General features: G+C 66.5%; 1 protein-coding gene. It reads right to left on the bottom strand.

Annotated features, from left to right (window positions below; all coding sequences use genetic code 11):
• Positions 1-39 precede the first annotated feature (39 nt).
• A complete protein-coding gene (locus CH273_RS23410) occupies positions 40-21,813 on the bottom strand; it encodes a non-ribosomal peptide synthase/polyketide synthase (RefSeq protein ID WP_052050191.1) in 21,774 nt (7,257 codons plus the stop codon).
• Positions 21,814-21,855 lie beyond the last annotated feature (42 nt).

The raw sequence follows: 21,855 nt of genomic DNA, 5'->3' as shown, positions 1-21,855 counted from the left end.
GGTTGATCGTTCACGCGGTGGTCGGCGTTGCAGTTGGCCTCAGCCTATCGGTCGGCCCGTCCCGATCGGTTCAGGCAGACGGTGCACCGGGGTCCCGTCCTGCATCGCCTCGTGGCGGTCACCGTCGACCGAAACGACGGCGACGAGATCCTCCCGATCGTCGGATGCCGACTCTTCGAGGGCAGCGATCGCTGCTGCGGTGAGGAACGCGTGCGTCGCCCATTCCGCGGACACGATCTCGGCGGCGTCCTCGGCCGACTCCGCCTGATCGAGGATCAGGGCCGCACCTGCCGTCACCGCGACCACTCCGGCCAGCACCGCCGCAGCGGTGTCGAAACGAGCGGGAACCGCGAGCCGCGAATCGTATTCGACCGACCACTCGGTGACGGCTCTCGCCGCCAGTGCCGCGAGGGTTCCGTGATCGACGACGGTTCCGTCGTTCCCGACCAGGGCCGGACTGTCGGGCCCGAGCACCGCGGTCCGGTCGGTGTAGGTCACCGGTCGCGGGGAATGGGCGGCGATCGCATCGACGATGTCGGTGCGGCCGAGTGGGACGACCGTCATCGACCCGGCCCATGCCGGTACGTCGTCTTCGTCGACGACCGCAACCGTTGCGCCCGTCGGCTCGACCGACGCGGTCGTACCGTCCGAATCTGCCGGATCGACGGGAACGAGGGCCGCTCCCGCTTTCGCGACCGCCCAACGCGTCGCGACGGCCTGAACCCCGTCCACGATGGCGACGGCGACGACGACGCCCGGCCCGACGCCGTGGTCGATCAGGAGGCGGGCCAGACGCGACGACTGCTCGTCGAGCTCACGGTAGGTCGTCTCGGCACCGCCCGTGGACAGTGCGGGCGCATCGGGATCGGTGTCGACCGCGGCGGTGAGCACCTGGGGCAGAGTCAGATCCGATCGAACCGGTGCCGGACCGGTATCCGTGGTCTCTCGCGTGTCGGACAGCACCGCTCGTTCGGCGGCATCGAGTACGTCGATGTCTCCGACGATCGCAGACGGTGTTGCCGCCACGGCCTCGGCGATACGAGTGAATCGGGCTGCCAGCGATGCCACGGTGGACTCGTCGAAGATGTCGGCGGCGTACACCCACTCCACGATCAGGGTTCCGGTCCCCGACTCCCCTTCGGCGTGCTGTGTCTCCACCGTCACCTGCAGATCGAACTTCGCCGTCGGCTCGAAGCCGCTCACGGGTTCGACCACCAGGTTCGGCAGCTCGAAGCGCGCATCGCCGTGCGGTTCGACCGACAGGACGGTCTGGAACAGCGGGGTGTACCCGGCATGTCGGTCCGGGGCGATGGCGTCGACCACTCGCTCGAACGGCACGTCGGAGTTGGCGAAGGCCCGAAGGTCGTTCTCGCGCAGCGTGTTCAACAGTTCTGCGAAGGTGGCGTCCGGGTCGACGTTCGTCCGCAACGCCAGTGTGTTGACGAACATCCCGACGAGCCCGTCGAGTTGTTCGTGCCCGCGGCCGGCGATGGGTGTGCCGACCGCGAAGTCGCGCGAGCCACTCATTCTCGACAACAACACGCCGAGTACCGCGTGCAGCACCATGAACAGGGTGGCGTTGTTCTCGCGCGCGATGGCGACGAGCCCGGAGTGGGTCGATTCGTCGAGCTGGGTACTCAATCCGGCCCCGCGCAGTGTCGCGGTGGCAGGCCGAGGTCGGTCCCACGGCAGCGACACGACCGGAGTGATGCCGGCCAGTTCGTCCGCCCAGAATGCCAACTGCTCGGACAGTATCGAGCTGGGATCGCTGTCCGATCCCAGGACCTGACGTTGCCATACGGCGAAGTCGGCGTACTGCACCGTCAGCGGTTCGGGAGTGTAGGCATTTCCCGAGGCTGCCGCGAGGTAGGCGGTCATGACGTCTCGGGCCAGGGGCGTCATGGACGCGCCGTCCCCACTGATGTGGTGCATGACGATGACGAACACGTGCTCGTCCGGGCCGGTGCGGAACAGGGCTCCGCGGATCGGTGGTGCCGCGGTGACATCGAAGCCGCCGTGGATCATCGCGCGAACACGATCGGCGGTGTCGGCATCGCTCGGCGCATCGACGGGCGTCAGGTCGGGAACGACACCCTCGACGTCCATGATCTCCTGGTAGGGCGAACCGTCGGTGTCTTCCGGATACCGGGTGCGAAGCGACTCGTGGCGTTCCACCGTCGAGGTCACCGCAGCCTGCAGTGCAGCGACGTCCAGTTCACCTCGAAGACGCAGGGCCAACGGCATGTTGTACGCCCCGGAATCGGGGTCCAGTCGGTTGAGTACCCACATGCGCTGCTGGGCGAGCGAGAGCGGAACCCGTCCGCCGGGTGCCCGTCGCCGCAACGGCACGTCGTTCGCGTCGTCGATACGCGATTCGGCCCGAGCTGCGAGCGCGGCAACGGTCGAGGCCTCGAACAGATCTCTGACACCGACCTTCTTGCCGAGCGCTGCAGCGACGCGTGCGGCGACCCGGGTCGCGATGAGCGAGTTGCCGCCGAGATCGAAGAAGTCGTCGTCCGATCCGACGCGCTCCACGCCGAGCAGTTCGGCGTAGATCTGAGCGATCGTCTCCTCGACGGCAGTTGCGGGAGCGCGGAACGTCTTGACCTCGAACACCGGTTCCGGCAATGCTTTTCGGTCCAGCTTGCCACTGGTGTTGAGCGGGAACTCCGAGAGCACCATCACCGTGGACGGCACCATGTACGCCGGCAGGGCACCGCCGACGAACGTGCGCACCTCGGCCGGGTCCAGCGTTCGGTCCGGCCCGGGAACGACGTAGCCCACGAGCTGATCTCCGGCACCTGTCGTCGCGACCACCGCGGTGGCCTGATTGACGTCGGGATGAGTCAACAGCGCGGTCTCGATCTCACCGAGTTCTATGCGCTGGCCACGGAACTTGACCTGGAAGTCGGTGCGTCCGATGTACTCGAGCACCCCGACCGCGTCCTGGCCCGGACGCCATCTGACCAGGTCACCGGTGCGATACATCCGGTCACCGTTGGTGGCGAACGGGTTGGCCACGAACCGGTCCATCGTCAGGTCGACGCGGCCGAGGTAGCCGTCGGCGAGCTGGGTGCCCGCCAGATACAGCTCACCCGCGGTTCCTGCTGCCACCGGGTGCAGTCGCCCGTCGAGAACGTAGGCCTGGGTGTTCCACTCCGGCGCACCGATCGGAACCGTCGAGACATCCCCCGGCCCGGTCTCCCAGAACGTCACCGTCACCGCGGCTTCGGTCGGCCCGTACAGGTTGTGAATGCCGGCCGAGCTGATCGCTCGGAAATCGGTCACCGTTTCCGGCGGTAGCGCTTCGCCGACCACGAACACGTGCCGAAGCGAACGGCACTGTTCTGCTGTGGCGTACGCGGCGAACACCGTGAGCATCGACGGTACGAAATCGGTGATGGTCACGCCGTGCCGAGCGATCCGATCGGCGACGTACGCGGGATCGCGATGGCCGTCCGGTGTGGCCAGAACAACCGTTGCACCGACCCAGAGCGGTAGGAAGAATCCCCACAGCGACACGTCGAATGTCGTTGCGGTCTTCTGCATGTAGACATCGTTCGCGTCGAGCGAATACTGCTGCACCATCCAGGCCATCTCGTTGACGACGGCTCGGTGCGACACCGCAACGCCCTTGGGTCGTCCCGTCGATCCCGAGGTGAAAATGACGTAGGCGGTGTTTCCCGGGCGCACCGGTGCCAGTCGATCGGCGTCGGTCAACGCACCGGTCGCGTGAACGGTGAGGTCGAGAGTGTCGAGTTCGAGAATCGGGAAACGCTCGGGTAGACCCGCCCGATCACCACTGGTGGAGAGGACGACGACCGGCTCCGCGGTGTCGAGGATGTACTCGATTCGATCCGAGGGGTGGTCCGGATCGATGGGCACGTAGGCACCACCGGCTTCGAGGACGGCATAGATGCCGACCATGAGGTCGATCCCGCGCCGCATTCCGAGTGCGACGAGCGATTGCGGCCCGACACCGAGAGACACCAGGTGTCGCGCGAGGCAATTGACTCGATCCGAGAACTCCGCATACGTGACGGTCGTGTCCTCGAACACCACTGCCGGCGCATCCGGATTCGCGACCACTCGGGCCCGGAACTGCTCGGTCAGCATGACGCCTGCGTCGACCTCGTGCGCGGTGTCGTTCCAGGTCTCGATCACGCGGGTTCGTTCTCGAGCCCCGAGTAGATCGATGTCGCCGACCGCGACCGTGGTGTCGGATACGAAGGTCTCGAGTATGCCGACCAGTCGTGCCAGCACGGAGTCGATGTACGCGGGATCGAACAGATCACTGATGTACTTGAGCGTGAACGAGATTCGATCCTCGGCCACGACGAGCAGCGTCAGCGGGTAGTGGGTGTTGTCGTTGGAGCTCACGCCTTCGACGGTCATGCCGTCGATGGCCGCGGCCTGTTGCGTCAGTTGCGCTTCGTCCACCGGGTAGGACTCGAAGATGGTCAGCGTGTCGAACAGATTGCCGACGCCGATCGCCCGCTGGATGTCGACCAGCCCCATGTGGTGATGGTCGAGAAGATCTGCTTGTTCACCCTGGATCCGGCCGAGGTACGACTCCACCGTCTCCGCCGGGTCGAATCGCACTCGGACCGGAATGGTGTTGATGAACAGCCCGATCATCGACTCCACGCCCGGCAGACCTGCGGGGCGACCGGAAACCGTCGCACCGAACACGACGTCGGTTCGTCCGGTGATGTGAGCGACCAGCAGACCGTACGCCGCCTGCACCAGAGTGTTGACGGTGACGCCGAGCCTGCCACCGAGCGCTACGAGCGCCGCGGTGGTCTCGACGTCGGTCGACGACTCCGCCTCGGCCGATCTCGACGAGATCTCTCGTCCGACACTCGGCGGAGCGACGAACGTCGGTTCCTCGACACCGTCCAGTGCCCGAGTCCACGCGCTCAGAGACGCAGCCGGGTCCTGTTGATCGAGCCACGCCAGGTACGAGCGATACGTCCGCACCCGAGGCAGCGACTCGGTGGAGCTCTGCGCCGCGTACAGGTACAACAGTTCCTTCATCACCAGCGGCAACGACCATCCGTCGAGCAACACGTGATGATTGGTCATCGCGAGCTTGTACGTGGTCGGCGTGATCCTGACGAGCAGGAATCGCAACAGCGGCGCGGTGGAGACATCGAAGTGTCGACGCTGATCCGCGGCCAGAGCGTCGGCGACGGCAGCGTCGCGTTCGGGTCCGTCGAGATGGGACAGATCGATCGTGTTCCAGGGCAGCCGAACATTCCGCTGGACGATCTGCACCGTCTCGCCGTCCGCGGTCGCGGTGAAGGACGTCCGTAGATTGTCGTACCGGTCCAGGAGTGTCTGCGCCGCGCGGTGCAGGCGATCGTCGTCGACGTCACCGGCGAGGTCGAGCACCACCTGCATCGTGTAGACGTCGATCGACGCGTCCGCGAACAGTGCGTGGAAGAGCAGTCCCTGCTGCAGCGGCGACAACGACCAGATGTCCGTCAGCTCCGGGTACCGCGCCTCGAAGGACGAGATGTCGGGCTGTGAGAGCCGAACCAGCGGCACGTCCGACGGCGTCAGGCCACCCGAGCCGGGGGCCTCGGCATGCGCTGCGAGCGCGGTCAACGCGTCCGACCACAGCTGTGCGAGCCGCTCGACGGTCGCCTCGGTCACCGCTCCGGTCGGGAATGCGAACGACGCACTCAGTACGCCGCCGTCGTCGGTGTCGAGGACGATGGCATTGATGTCGACGGTCTTGTTGGCAGCCATGTCGGCGTCACCAGGCGCCGACAGCTCGTTGTCCGCCGCGGGTAGCCATCCGAGCGACTTCATCTCGTCCGGCACCTCGCCGGTGTTGACGCGTCCGAGGTAGTTGAAGCTGATCTGGCCGGTGCCGAGTTCGGAGAGCTCCGCTGCGGTCTCGGGGTTGAGGTACCGCAACAGTCCCCAGCCCATTCCTCGCTCGGGCAGCTCCAGCATCTGCTCCTTGACCGCCTTGACCGCCTCGCTCAATTGCCGGCCACCGGCGAATGCGGCATCGACGTCGATACCGGTCAGGTCGAGGCGCACCGGGAACAGGCTGGTCAGCCAGCCGACGGTGCGTCCCAGATCGGCTCCAGGCACCACTGCTTCCTCGCGGCCGTGCCCTTCGAGCTGCACCAGCGTGGCCGGTGCCGACATTCCGTGCTCCGCACGCAGTTTCGTGACCGCGAGCGCCAACCCGGCGAGCAACCCGTCGGCGACGCCACCGCGGAATATCTCCGGCACGGTCGTCAAAAGACTGCGGGTCACCTCGGGTGTCAGTTCGACATCGACCCTGTCGAGGGTGGCAACGACGTCGAGTGCAGGATCGAAAGGTCGCTCGCCGAGAACGGGGTCCTCGGTGTCGGCGATCCGACGCCACATCGGCAGTTCCGCCAGGCGCGCCTGGCTCGAGGCCGCATCGACCAACGCATGCGTCCACCGCCGCATCGACGTTCCCACCTCGGGAAGAGCCGGGTTCGCTCCCGCGGACAACTGTGCCCACGCGGAGACGAAGTCGGGGATCAGGATTCGCCAGGACACTCCGTCGATCACGAGGTGATGGGCGATGACGGAGAGCGTGCCTGCTTCGGTGGGGCCGTGATCGACCCATACGAAGGCCAGCATGCGCCCGGCCTCGGGGTCGAGGGTTCCGACAGCGGAATCGAATGCCGTTGCAGCGGAATCCGTGTCGGCCACGGTCAGCAACGAGCCCGCGTCGACACTCCCCGGTGCCGCAGCGTCGAGCCCCCACCCACGGTCGTCGTGGACCAGGGTGGAGCGCACCACGTCGTGTCGATCGATCACGGCGTTCAGCGTCGCGAGAATTCCGGCTCGGTCTATGCCGATCGGGAGTTCGAGCGTGACGGCCTGATGGAAGCGCGACCGGCCCCCATTGCGCTCCATCAGTGCGGCACCGAACGGCGGCAACGGCATCCAGCCGATTCCACCGCCGTCGAGTTCCTCGAGCACGACCGCGTCGCTGCCTTCGCCGACGGTCACCGCGATCTCGGCTAGACCCGCGACGGTCTTGCGCTCGAACACATCTCGTGGCCCGAATTGGATTCCCCGTGCCTTCGCGCGGGAGACCAGCTGGATGGAGACGATGCTGTCGCCCCCGAGCGCGAAGAACGAATCGTCGACGCCGACGGTGTCGAGTCCGAGCACGTCCGCGAAGACCTCCGCGATGATGCGTTCGGTATCGGTACTGGCGGTGCGGTATTCGGCGTCGCTTCCGAACTCCGGTTCCGGTAGCGCTCGTCGGTCGAGCTTGCCGTTCGGGCCGAGCGGCAAGGCGTCGAGAGTCACGAGACCGGCGGGAACCATGTACTCGGGCACCGATGCGGCGACGGCAGCGGTGACCGCGTCGGCGTCGATCGTCGCCCCGGCAGCGGGCACGAGGTAGCCCACCAGGATCTCACCGGCCGACGGCGTCCGACGCACGAGGACCACCGCCTGGTCGACGGACGGGTGTGCCGTCAGCGCGGCCTCGATCTCGCCCAGCTCTATCCGCAGTCCGCGCAGTTTGACCTGGAAGTCGGTGCGACCGAGGTATTCGAGCTCACCGTCGGCGGTCCACCGAACCAGGTCTCCGGTGCGGTACATCCTCGACCCGGCAGTGCCGTGCGGGTCGGCGACGAACCGGTCCGCGGTGAGGTCCGCACGCCCCAGATATCCACGGGCGAGTTGAACCCCGGCGAGATACAGCTCCCCGGGTACCCCGACCGGAACCGGGTGCAGGCGTGCATCGAGCACGGTGACTCGGGTGTTCCAGACCGGAGCGCCGATGGGGACCGACGCGATGTCGGCGGGCACCACGCGGTGGTAGGTCACGTCGACTGCGGCCTCGGTCGGGCCGTACAGGTTGTGCAGCTCGGTGGTCGGCAGTGCAGCGCGCAGGGCCGAGGCGACCGAGGCAGGCAGCGCCTCGCCGGAGGCGAAGACCGCACGCAAACCGGTGCACTTCGAGACGCCGTCGGCGGCGGCGAACACCGCGAGCAGCGAGGGCACGAAGTGGGCAACGGTGATACCGCGTTCGGCGACGGTGTTCACCAGGTAGATCGGATCCCGATGACCGTCGGGTTCGGCGATCACGAGCTCGGCACCGATCTGCAACGGCCAGAACAGCTCCCACACCGACACGTCGAACGTGACCGGCGTCTTCTGCAACACCTTGTCGCTCTCGGTGAGTGAGTACTCCGCCTGCATCCACAGCAATCGGTTGACGATCGACTCGTGGCTCACCGCGACACCCTTGGGGCGACCGGTCGATCCGGACGTGAAGATGACGTAGGCGATGTCGGCGGGCCGCAGCGGTGCGATCCGCTCGGCGTCGGTCATCGGTGCAGCGGACACACCTGTGGTGTCGACGGCGTCGACCAGGATTCGGGTGACATCGGATCGGAGTCCGGTGCCGTCTCGCTCGGTCGTGAGCAGGACCACCGGTGCCGCGGTGTCGAGGATGTACCCGATTCGTTCGGCGGGCAGATCCGGATCGACCGGAACGTAGGCACCACCGGCGGTGAGCACCGCATAGATGCCCACCAGCATGTCGACCGATCGCCGCATGGCGGTCGCCACGACGGTTTCCGGGCCCACTCCTTCCGAGACGAGAACTCGCGCCAGTGCGTTCACGCGGTCCGAGAACTCGCGATAGCTCACCCGTTCGTCGCCGAAGCTCGTCGCGATGTTCTCCGGGCTCGCCGCAACCCGGGACTCGAACAGGGACACCAGCGTCGCCGCGGCATCCACCTCGTGCCCGGTCGCGTTCCACTCCTCCAGGACGCGGGAGCGCTCACCGTCCTCGAGAATGTCGACGTCACCGACCACGCGATCCGGGTCGTCGACGAGAGTGCCGAGGACGCGCACCAGGCGACGCGCGAGCGAACTCATGGTCGACTCGTCGAACAGATCTGTGGCGTAATCGAATTGGACGTCGATACCGGCGGGAGCGCCGGATTCGTCGACGTTCTCCCACAGCGTGACCTGCAGATCGAACTTAGCGAACGCGCTGCCGAGGTCGATTCCCTCGACAACGAGCTCGGGCAGCGTCAACGTCTGCCGTTCGAGGTTCTGGAAGGTCAGCATGACCTGGAAGATCGGATGCCTGGCCTGAGACCTGTCCGGTGCCAGCTCGTCGACGAGCCGCTCGAACGGCACGTCGGCGTGCCCGAAGGCACCGAGATCGGCGTCTCGGACGAGCGCCAGTTGCTCGCGCAACGACGCCGCCGGGTTCACCGCGGTCCGCAGCGCGAGCGTGTTGACGAACATGCCGACGAGTCCGTCCAGATCGGCGTCGCCTCGGCCTGCCACCGGGGTTCCGATCGTGACGTCGTCGGTTCCCGCCATCGCAGACAGCAACACGGCCAGGGCGGTGTGCACCACCATGAAGTCGGTCGCATTGGCGGATCGGGCGAGGCGGGCGATGTTCGACTGCAGGGCCGCATCGATCGAGAAGTTGTACGCCGCACCACGATAGGACGCCACGGCGGGCCGTGGACGGTCGGTGGCCAGATCGAGCTGCGCCGGCGCTCCCGCGAGGACCGCCGTCCAGTACGCCAACTGAGCTGCCAGTGGCGACTCGGGGTCGTCCGCCGAACCGAGGACGTCCCGCTGCCACAAGGTGTAGTCCGCGTACTGCACGGCAAGTGGTGCCCACTGCGGACTCTCCCCCGCTACGCGGGCGGTGTAGGCGAGCATCACGTCCCGGGTCAGCGGCCCCATCGAGAATCCGTCCGCGGCGATGTGGTGCGCCACGAACGCCAGCACGTACTCGGACTCGCTCAGCCGCAGAATCCGGACCCGAACCGGAACGGCACGGGTCACGTCGAATCCGGCCGAGACGAAGGTTCGCAGGACCTGTTCCACGGAGCCGGCATCGACGTCGTCGACGGCCACCGTCACGCCCGCCTCGGCGGTACCGAGAACCACCTGACTGCCTCGTCCGTCGACCTCCGGGTAGACGGTGCGCAGAATTTCGTGGCGTGCGATCACATCGAGGACGGCACTCGACAGAGCATCGGCATCGATATTGCCGGACAACCGAATTGCCACCGGAATGTTGTTCACTGCAGAGGTCGGATCGAACTGGCTCAGGAACCACATGCGCTGCTGCGCCATCGACAGCGGAACCACGTCGGGCCGCGGACGTGCCGTGAGCGCCCGTCGTGCACCGGTGCCCACCTTGGATTCGACGGCACGGGCGAGCGAGAGAACGGTCGGCGACTCGAATATCGATCGCACCGGCACCTGAGTGTCGAGCGCGGCTCCCAGCCGGGAGACCACCTGGGTCGCGATCAGCGAGTTGCCGCCGAGCGCGAAGAAGTCGTCGTCCAGACCGACGCGTTCCACCGAGAGCACCTCGGCGAACACCGTCGCCACTGCCTCTTCGACCGGGTTGGTCGGTGCGCGGAACTGTACGGTCTCGAACTGCGGCTCCGGCAACGCTTTTCGGTCCAGCTTCCCGTTGGCGTTGCGAGGCAACGCATCGAGGATCACGAAAGCCGACGGAACCATGTACGACGGCAGCCGGCCGGACAGAGCCGAGCGCAGCCCGTCGGGGTCCACCGTGGCACCGGCAGCGGGCACGACGTAGGCCACGAGGCGGGCGCCGAGTCCGGTGTCGTCGAGTGCAAGCACCGCAACGTCGCCGACCTCGCTCAGCGACCCCAGTGCAGCATCGATGTCACCGAGTTCGATGCGGAATCCACGGATCTTGACCTGGAAGTCGGTTCGGCCGACGTACTCGAGTTGGCCGTCCTTGCGCCAGGTGACGAGGTCGCCGGTGCGGTACAGCCGTCCGCCCGGAGTGAACGGGTCGGCCACGAAGCGCTCCGCGGTCAGGTCCGGCCGAGCGACGTAGCCCTCGGCCAGCTGCACGCCCGCGAGATAGAGCTCGCCTGCCACGCCAACCGGTACCGGTGCCAGGCGCGAGTCCAGGACGTAGACCCGGGTGTTCCATTCGGGTCCACCGATGGGTACGGAGGTGCCGGTCGTCCGGGCGACGCGATGTGCGGTCACCGACACAGCGGCTTCCGTCGGGCCGTACAGGTTGTCCAGTCGCGCGGTGGAGGCACGCAGTGCGCGGTCTGCGGTCGCCACCGGAAGCGCCTCACCGATCGCCAGGATCCTCTTCAGACTCTCGGAAAGTGATCCCGCCGACGCGGCGACGAGGGCGTCGAGCACGGAGGGCACGGTGTGCAGCGTGGTGACCGATCGTTCGGCGATCAGGTCCACCAGATAGGCCGCATCACCCTGTGCACCGGCCTCGGCGATCACGACGGCACCGCCGGAGATCGTCGCCACCCAGAATTCCCAGACGGACAGGTCGAATGTCGCTGCGGTCTTGAGCAGCACCCGGTCGGTGCTGTCGATTCCGTAATGCGCTGCCTGCCAGAGCAACTGGTTGACGATCGCGCGGTGGCTCACCGCGACGCCCTTGGGTCGACCGGTCGATCCGGACGTGAAGATGACGTACGCGGTGTTGGCGGCGCGCAGCGGAGCGATGCGCTCGGCGTCGGTGACGGGCGCATCGGACAACGCCGCATCCGAACCGTGCAGCCTGGGGTCGGTGTCGATCGATACGACCGGCACCGTTGCGGTGTCGATGTCGACACCGGCGGTGCTGAGCACCAGCGCCGGAGCGGCGACCTCGAGGATGTAGGTGTTCCGCTCCGCGGGCTGATCGGGGTCGACCGGCACGTACGCGCCGCCGGCCTTGGTGACTGCGTACATGGCCACCAGCAACTCGACGGACCTGCGGATCGCCAGGGCCACGGTCACCTGGGGGCCGACCCCCGAAGCGATCAGGACCCGCGCAAGCCGGTTGATCCGTGCGTCGAACTCACGGTAGGTCAGCGATTGCCGTGCGTCGATCAGCGCGATCGCGTCCGGGTCCGCCTGCACCCGACGGTCGAACAGTGCCGCCAGGGTCGGATCGGAGTCGACCGGATGCGCGGTGTCGTTCCATTCGTGCACGATGGTGTTGCGTTCGGTCGCAGTGAGGACATCGAGATCCCCGACGACGACCGAGGGGTCGTTCGCCACGGCCCGCAGCACCTCGACGAATCGCTCGACGAAACCGTCGATGGTCGATCGGTCGAACAGGTCTGTGGCGTAACTGAATTCGGCCGCCAACTCGGCCGGTGAACCGTCCGATTCGTACTGGTCCGATATCGACAGCTGCAGATCGGTCTTGGCCGTCGTCGTGTCGGCGTCGACCGCACTGACCGTCAGCCCGGGGAGCTCGAACGTCGAATCGGCGAGGTTCTGGAAACTCAGGCCGATCTGAAACAACGGGTTGCGGGCGGTCGAACGGACCGGGTTGAGCACCTCGACGAGGCGCTCGAACGGCACGTCCGCATGCGCGAATGCGGACAGGTCACGCTCGCGCGACTGCGCGAGCAGCTCCTCGAACGTCATCGACGGCTCGACCGTCGATCGGAACACCAACGTGTTGACGAACATTCCGATCATGGGATCGAGGGCCCGCTCGCCGCGGCCGGCGATGGGGCTGCCGATGGCGATGTCCTCGGAACCGGAGAGCTTGGCCAGGAACACCGCGAACGCCGAGTGCACGACCATGAACAACGTGGACCGATGTGCGCGTGCAAGTTCGGCGAGACCCTCGTGCAGTCCCGCGTCGACGGTGAAACTCACCGTGTCGCCACGGAAGCTCTGGCTCGGCGGGCGTGGGCGATCGGCGGGAAGCGCCAGCTGATCCGGCAGCTCGGCCAGAGCCTGCTTCCAGAACGAAACCTGTCGGGCGGCAAGCGAATCGGGATCGGATTCGGAACCGAGTACGTCACGCTGCCACAAGGCGAAGTCGACGTACTGCACGGGGAGCGGTTCCCAGTCCGGCGCGCTACCGGTCGAGCGCGCGGTGTACGCAGTCATGATGTCCACGGCCAACGGGCCCATCGAGGCACCGTCCGCCGAGACGTGGTGGACGACGAATGCCAGAACGTACTCGGCATCGGCGACGCGGAACAGTCGGGCATCGACCGGCACCTCGGCGGTGACGTCGAAGCCGCGTCGGAAGAACTCCCCGACGACCGCCGCGACATCGTCCTGCTCACCGGCGGACAGGTCGCGGACGGTCAGGTCCAGGGAGACCTCGGCGGCCGGAAGTACCTGCTGGTACGGGCCTTCGGGCGAATCGGGGTACTGCGTCCGCAGCGATTCGTGACGTTCGAGAACGTCGAGAACGGCCGACTGCAACGCCGCGACGTCGAGGTCACCCGACAGCCGCACCGCGAACGGGATGTTGTCCACCGACGACGTGGTGTCGAACCGGTTCAGGAACCAGTAGCGCTGCTGGGCCGACGACAGGGGCGGGCGTTCCGGACGCGGTCTCGGTGCCAGTGTCGCCCTGGAACCGGACCCGACGGCTGTCTCCACGTGCGCCGCCAGCGCCGCAACGGTCGGGCTCTCGAACAGGGCCCGTACCGGCACCACGGTGTCCAGAGCCGCGCCGAGCCGCGAGACGACCTGCGTTGCGATCAACGAGTTTCCGCCGAGTGCGAAGAAGTCGTCGTCGAGCCCCACCCGGTCGATACCGAGCACACCGGCGAACACATCCGCGACGGTCTCCTCGACCGCGGTGGTGGGTGCCCTGAACCGACCGGCCTCGAACACCGGGGCAGGTAGTGCGGTCCGGTCGAGCTTGCCGACCGGGGTCAGCGGGATCGCATCGAGAACCACGATGGACGCCGGAATCATGTACCCCGGCAGCGACTTTCCGACGAAGGCGGCGAGTTCCTCGACATCGATCACGCTGCCGCGCACGGGCAGAACGTAGGACACGAGAGTCGTGACGCCGGAGGGAAGCAGATGACCCACCGTCACTGCGAAATCGACGCTGGGATCGGCGGCGAGCGCCGAGTCGATCTCGCCGAGCTCGATGCGGAATCCGCGCACCTTCACCTGGAAATCGGTGCGTCCCACGAACTGCAGCTGCAGATCGTCCGTCCACCGCACCACGTCGCCGGTGCGGTACATCCGTGCGCCGTCGATGCCGTACGGGTTGGCCACGAAGCGCTCGGAAGACAGACCTGGCCTACCGAGATAGCCGCGAGCGAGCGCACCGCCCGACAGATAGAGGTCACCCGCGACACCGGTCGGAACCGGTTCGAGTCGGGAATCGAGGATGAGCACGGACATGCCGTGGATGGGTCGACCGATGGTGATCGGTGCGCCGGGCGTCAACTCGGCGAAGCTCGAGATGATCGTCGTCTCGGTCGGCCCGTATCCGTTGAAGTACTTTCGGCCCGGTGCCCATCGGGCGAGCAGTTCGGGAGTGGTCACATCGCCGCCGACCGAGAGCACTTCGAGCGAGTCGATACCGTGCGGATCCATCGTGCCCAGAACTGCCGGGGTGATGATGGTGTGGGTGACCTTCTCCGCCTTCAGCAGTTCGGACAGCTCGGTGCCGCCGAGAATCGATGCAGGCACGATGACCAACGTCGCACCGACGGAGAAGGCAGCCATCCACTCCAGGACCGAAGGATCGAAGTTGGGCGAGCAGACGTGCAGGAACCTCGAGGCCGGTTTCAGGTGGTACAGGTCGGTTGCTGCGTCGAGCACCCCGCCGAGTCCGGCGTGCGTGACGACGACGCCCTTCGGCTTACCCGTCGAGCCGGAGGTGTAGATGACGTAGGCCGGGTTCTGGAACGTGACGGGCCGCAGTCGGTCGGCGTCGGTGACCGGCTCGGCGGACCGCGTGCGGACCTCGGCCACGAACTCGTCGTCGTCGAGGCTCGACCACGGAAGACTCGGGTGTCCGGCGGACAGCGCATCCGAATGCGCGCTGGTGGTCAGACCGAGCATGGCACCGGAGTCGGCGATCATGTGCCCGATTCGGTCCTCCGGATACGTGGGATCGACGGGCAGGTGGGCCGCACCCGACTTCGCCACTGCCCACACCGCCAGCACCATGAGGTAGGAGCGTTGAAATGCGAGTGCCACAACGGATTCGGGGCCCGCACCGCGTTCGATGAGAACGCGGGCGAGCTGGGAGGAGGTCGCGTCGAGTTCGGCGTAGGAGATCGATCGTCCCTCGTACCTGATGGCCACGGCCGACGGATCGAGGGCGGCTCCGGCGGTGAGTATCTCGGCCAGGGTGCCGCCGGCCAGCACGTCGTCACCGTGCACGTGTGTGAGGCGGTCGTACTCGTCGTCGTAGAGAATCGACAGGTCGCCGACCGGAACGTCCGGTGTGGTGGCAACCGCGTCGAGCAACCACCGGAATCGGCGCGAGAACACTTCGATCGTCTTCTCGTCGAACAGATCCCGCGCATAGACGAAGCTGGCCGCGAGACCGGCTCCACCGGGCTTCTCGTGCAGGGTCAACGACAGGTCGAACTTGGCGGTGTCGACCTCGACGTCCACGGCGGAGACCGTGAGTCCCGGAAGCTCGAAGTGGCTCGGCGGGAGATTCTCGAAGGCGATCGCCACCTGGAACAGCGGATGACGCGCCGTCGACCGTTCGGGCTCGAGCAGATCGACCAGTCGCTCGAACGGGATGTCCGCGTGCGCGAACGCCTCGAGGTCCACGTCACGGATCTGTGCCAGCAGTTCGGTGAATCCTCGGCTTCGGTCGACCTTCGTGCGCAGCACCAACGTGTTGACGAACATGCCTATCACGTCGTCGAGTACTGCCTCGCCTCGTCCGGCCACGGCCGTACCGACGGCGACGTCGTCGGAGGTCGACATCCGCGCCAGGAACAGGGCGAGGGCACCGTGGACGACCATGAACAACGTGGTTCCGGTCGACTTGGCCAGCTCGGTCAGCGACTCGTGCACATCGGCATCGATGTCGAACTGGAATCGCCCGCCCTCGTACGACTGCACCGCCGGACGTGGCCGGTCGTACGGCAAGGTCAGCTCGCTCGGCAGATCCGCCAGTGCAGTACGCCAGTAGTCGGCCTGCGTTGCCATCAGGCTGCCCGGTTCGGTGTCGTCTCCGAGAACGTCACGCTGCCATACGGCGAAGTCGGCGTACTGCACCGCCAGTGGTGTCCACGCGGGAGAGTCTCCGGCCACTCGGGCCACGTACGCAGTCATGACGTCGCGGGTCAGCGGACCCATCGACCAACCGTCGGCGCTGATGTGGTGCACCACGAACACGAGCACGTACTCGTCGTCCGAGATTCGGAAGAGCTTGGCGCGCAACGGAGCCGACTCCGTCACGTCGAAGCCCTCGGACGCGAAGGCGACGAGGTCGCCGATCACCTGTTCCGCCGAGGAGGCGATCGGGGTCAGGTCCGGTGCGACGGACGCGGCGGACAGGACCACCTGGTGCCCGGTGCCGTCCACGCTCGGGTACACGGTGCGCAGCGCTTCGTGTCGGTCGAGGACATCGGTGACGGCGGACTGCAGCGCGGAGACGTTCAGCGCCCCGGAGAGCCGGATGGCCACCGGAATGTTGTTGACGGCGGATTCGGGCTCGAAGCGGTTCAGGAACCACATCCGCTGCTGTGCCAGGGAGAGCGGGATCCGCTCGGGGCGCTCCTGCGGCACCAACGGTGCCGAAGTCCCGCTTCCGACATGGCTTTCCAATGCTGCCGCCAGGGCCGCAACGGTACTGGCCTCGAACATCACGCGGACGGGCACGGTCGTGCGCAACTCGGTACCCAGCCGCGAGGCGACCCGGGTTGCGACGAGCGAGTTTCCGCCGAGGGCGAAGAAGTCGTCGTCGACGCCGATGCGGTCGATGCCGAGAACGGCAGCGAACACCTCTCCGACGATCTCCTCCATGGGATTCGTCGGAGCCCGGTACTCGGTCGCCTGGAAGTGCGGATCCGGCAGCGCTTTCCGGTCGAGCTTGCCACTGGCACCGAGTGGGAACTCGGCCAGTTCGACCAGTGCGGCCGGAACCATGTACTCGGCCAATCGTTCACGCAGCGCCCCGAGGACCTGGCTGTGGTCGACCGGTCCGTCGGCGGGAACGACGTAGCCCACCAGCTGGTCTCGACGGACCAGCACCACCGCTTGCTCGATGCCGGACAGTTTCAGCAATGCCGATTCGATCTCGCCGAGTTCGATGCGCAGGCCGCGCAGCTTCACCTGGAAGTCCGACCGACCGATGTACTCCAGTTCACCATCGGGAAGCCACCGCACCACGTCACCGGTGCGGTACATCCGAGAACCCCCGGGTCCGAACGGATCCGCGACGAAGCGGTCCGCGGTCAGGTCGGGGCGTCCCACGTAGCCGCGGGCCAGCTGGGTGCCTGCGAGATAGAGCTCTCCGGTCACCCCTGCCGGTACCGGAACCAGGTGCGAGTCGAGCACGTACACCGAGGTGTTCCACACCGGCGCACCGATGGGCATGACTTCCGAGTCCTCGTCCGTGACCGCGTGATAGGTCACGTCGACGGCAGCCTCGGTGGGGCCGTACAGGTTGTGCAGTGACAGTTGTGGCAGGGCAGCGCGCAACGCATGCGCTGTCGTGGGGGGAAGCGCTTCGCCGGAGGCGAAGACCAGGCGGAGCGATTCGGCAGCGTGCGGTGCGCGCCGAGCTTCGGGTACGAACACCGACATCATCGACGGCACGAAGTGCACCACCGACACATGCTCACGAGCAATCACATCGAGCAGATACAACGCATCCCGATGACCATCCGGAACAGCGATGGCCACCGACGCACCGTTCTGCAACGCCCAGAAGAACTCCCACACCGACACATCGAACGTCGACGGAGTCTTCTGCAACACCACATCCCCGGCGCTCAACCCGTACTCGTGCTGCATCCACAACAACCGATTCACGATCGCCTCGTGCGAAACCCCCACACCCTTCGGACGACCCGTCGAACCCGACGTGAAGATCACGTACGCGAGATTCGACGCCCGCAACGGAGCACTGCGCTCGGCATCGGACAACGGCAACGGCGACAGACCCGACACATCGACAGTGTCGATATCGACCGTCTCGACCCCGGCGAACTCCACATGATCACGCGTCGTCGACAACACCCGAACCGGAGCCGCCGTCGCCACGATGTACTCGTTCCGATCCGCCGGCTGCGACGGATCGATCGGCACGTACCCCGCACCGGCCTTCACGATCGCATACATACCCACGAACAGGTCCAGACTCCGCCCGATCGCAAGCCCCACCAGCGAATCAGGCCCAACCCCCACCGACACCAGAAGTCGCGCAAGACGATTCGCACGCCCCGCGAACTCCGCATACGTCAACCGCTCACCCTCGAACACCAATGCTCTGGCATCCGGAGTCTCGGCCACCTGACGATCGAACAGGTCGACCAGCGTTGTGCCCGAATCGATTTCGGACACCACTCCGGCACCGAGCGCGAGAACAGACGTACGCTCGGCCGGGTCGATCAGGTGGATGTCACCGATCGTGGCCGTGGGCGAGTCGGTGATCGCTGCGAGAATCCGCTCGAACCGCCGACCGAATTCGGCCATACTGGATTCGTCGAAGAGGTCGGCGGAGTAGGTCAGCGCCACGGTCAGACCCGACGGCTCGCCTTCTGCGGCAATCGAATTCCACAACGTCACCTGCAGGTCGAACTTCGCCAGATCCGCCTCGTAGTCGAGTGCGGCAACGCGAAGACCCGGGATCTCCACCGAGGTCTGGTCGAGATTCTGGAACGTGAGCATCACCTGGAACAGCGGATGGCGGGCCTGCGACCGCGCCGGAGCCAACGCGTCGACCAGCTTCTCGAACGGCACGTCGGCGTGCGAGAACGCCGCGAGGTCGACGCCTCTCACCTCACGCAGGAAGTCCTCGAACGTCGCGTCCGATTCGACGGCGGTGCGCAGAACCAGGGTGTTGACGAACATACCGATGACGTTGTCGAGCACTGCGTCGCCACGTCCGGCCACCGGTGTGCCGATCGAGATGTCCTCGCTGGCAGAGAGTTTGGCGAGCAGAATCGCCAGTGCGGCGTGCACGACCATGAAGGTGGTCGCACCGTGTGCGCGGCCGAGCTTCTCGAGCGAGAAAACCAGGTCTGCATCGATCTCGAACTTGTACGTGCCACCTCGGGTGGTGGCGACGGCAGGACGGGGCCGGTCGGTCGGCAGTTCCAGTTGGTCGGGCGCTCCGCCGAGGCGTCCGCGCCAATATTCCTGCTGAGCCGAGAGCACCGACTCGGGGTCGTCCTCGTTGCCGAGAACCTTTCTCTGCCACAGCGTGAAGTCGGCGTACTGCACCTCGAGCGGCGTCCACTGCGGGTCGTGGCCGTTCGAGCGGGCAACGTAGGCCGTCACCACGTCGCGAGTGAGCGGACCCATGGAGAATCCGTCGGCGGCGATGTGGTGGACCACGAACGCGAGCACGTGCTCGGTGTCCGACAACGCGAGCAGCAATGTCCGGAAGGGTAGCTGCACCGACAGGTCGAACGGGCGTAGAGCGAACTCGAGCAGGGTGGCGGGAAGCTCCGCCTCGTCCGCCGCCGAGATCTCCAGTTCGACTGTTGCCGAATCGGATGGGAGTACGTGCTGGTAGCCGACACCGTCGCGGTCCGGGAACACGGTGCGCAGCGACTCGTGCCGATCGAGAACGTCGGCGAGCGCGGCACGCAGCGCCGTGAGGTCGAGTGCACCGGACAGGGTCAGGGCCACCGGGATGTTGTTGACGGCAGATTCGGGTTGGAATCTGTTGAGGAACCACATGCGCTGCTGAGCCAGCGACAGCGGGACGTGGTCGTGATCCGGCTGCGCGGTCAACGGAATGCGGTGGCCGGTCGAATCCGACGCATCCACGGCCGCGGCGAGTTCGGCAACGGTCGGAGCGTCGAAGAAGGCACGGACGTCGACGGCCGAACCGCGTTCGGCGTTGACCCGCGCGATCACGCGGGTGGCGTTGAGGGAGTTGCCGCCGAGTGCGAAGAAGTCGTCGTCGACACCGATACGTTCGATACCGAGCACGGTCTCGAAGATCGAGACCAACGCGGTCTCGGTCTCGGTGCTCGGTGCGCGGTACTCCTGCACCTGCGATGCGAAATCGGGCGCAGGCAGCGCTTTTCGGTCGAGTTTGCCGCTCGCGTTCAGCGGAAACTCGTCCAGGACGACGAACACCGACGGCACCATGTATTCCGGCATGCGCCGTCGCACCGCGTCCGCGAGGCCGTCGTGATCGAGATCGGGATCGGTGCTGACGACGTATCCGACGAGCTGCTGTTCCGACTGCTCGGACGAATGGAGCAGCACGGCCGCCTGAGTCACCTCGGGCTCGGCGAGCAGCGCCGATTCGATTTCGCCCAGCTCGATGCGCAGGCCGCGCAGCTTGATCTGGAAGTCGGTGCGCCCGATGTACTCGATGAGGCCGTCGCCGCGTCGGCGCACCAGGTCACCGGTGCGGTACATGCGGTCACCCGGCTCACCGAACGGGTCGGCCACGAACCGGTCGGCGGTCAGGTCGGTGCGTCCGAGGTATCCGCGAGCGAGCTGCACGCCCGCGAGATAGAGCTCACCCTCGACTCCGCGGGGCGATCGCCGCAGTCCTTCGTCGAGCACGTACAGGTCGGTGTCGTCGACGGCGGCGCCGATGGGAACCGAGGGTTCTTCCACCTGTTGGGTTCGGTAGTACGTGACATCGACGGCCGCTTCCGTCGGCCCGTACAGATTGTGCAGTTCCGCGTTCGAGATGGAGTGGAACGCGTTGACGGTGCGCGCCGGGAGTGCCTCGCCGGAGGCGAACACCATTCGGAGCGAATCGGCCTGCGCAGCAGTGGGTTCGGCGACGTACACCGAGAGCATGGACGGGACGAAGTGCGTCACGCTCACGCTGCGCTCGCCGATGACGCGGGCGAGGTAGGCGGGGTCGCGGTGGCCCTCGGGCTCGGCAATCACGAGCGTGGCACCGATCTGCAACGGCCAGAAGAACTCCCACACCGATACGTCGAACGTGAACGGTGTCTTCTGAAGCACGACGTCGTCGGTGCTCATCGCATACTCGCGCTGACGCCAGGAGATGTTGGCGACGATGGCCCGGTGGCTCACCGCCACGCCCTTCGGACGTCCCGTCGAACCGGAGGTGAAGATGACGTAGGCGAGGTCGTCCTCGGTCAGGGCTCCGCGCCGGTCGGCATCGGTGATCCGTCCTTCCGGCACCTCGGTCAGGTCGACGTCGTCGACGAGAACGGTGACGGTGCCCTCGGGCAACCGAGGCATGTCCGTCGTGGTCGTCAGAACGAGGACCGGGTTCGCGATGTCGAGAACGTACCCGAGTCGATCGACCGGATGGTCCGGGTCCAGCGGAACGTATGCCCCGCCTGCTGCGGAGATCGCGTACATGCCCACCAGCAGATCGAACGATCGACGGATCGACAATCCCACCGCTGAATCGGGGCCGACACCCTGTGCGATCAGTACCCTGGCGAGACGCTCGACGGAAGCGGCGAACTCGGCGTAGGTGCGAGTCTCGTCGCCGAAGACCAGCGCAGGTGCGTCCGGGGTGCGCTCGGCCTGATCGGCGAACAGCGCGTACAGCGTGGTGGCTTCGGGATCGGCCGAACTCGACGTCGAATCGTCGGCACCGAGAACGGACACAGCATCGGTGACGACGGTCGACACGACCGAGTCCAGACCACCTTCGGTGGCCTCGATCAGTCCCGCGAGGGTGTTGGACAGCACGACCGGGACCAGCGCGTCGGGGCCGAGGACGCCTCCCATGGCCGCGTCGAGGGTGGTGATCTCCTCGTCCAGGCGGGCGTAGGTCAGTTCCGTACCGAGGTGCGTGAGAGCCACGCGGTCGGGTTCGACCGCTGCAACGCTCCGAACCAAGCGCGGAAGGTCCTCGACCGTCAGAGCTGCATCGCTTCGACGTCCTACCGCCATCTAACTTTTCCTCCTGATCGATCCACGTGCACAACCGGCGAA

It is taken from the genome of Rhodococcus sp. 05-339-2 (genome assembly GCF_002258965.1).
Lineage (GTDB): Bacteria > Actinomycetota > Actinomycetes > Mycobacteriales > Mycobacteriaceae > Rhodococcoides.
This window is presented reverse-complemented; position numbering and strand designations above follow the sequence as displayed.

Excerpts from the sequence above, each read along its gene's own strand:
- CH273_RS23410 (WP_052050191.1), bottom strand. The coding sequence starts at position 21,813 with ATGGCGGTAGGACGTCGAAGCGATGCAGCTCTGACGGTCGAGGACCTT.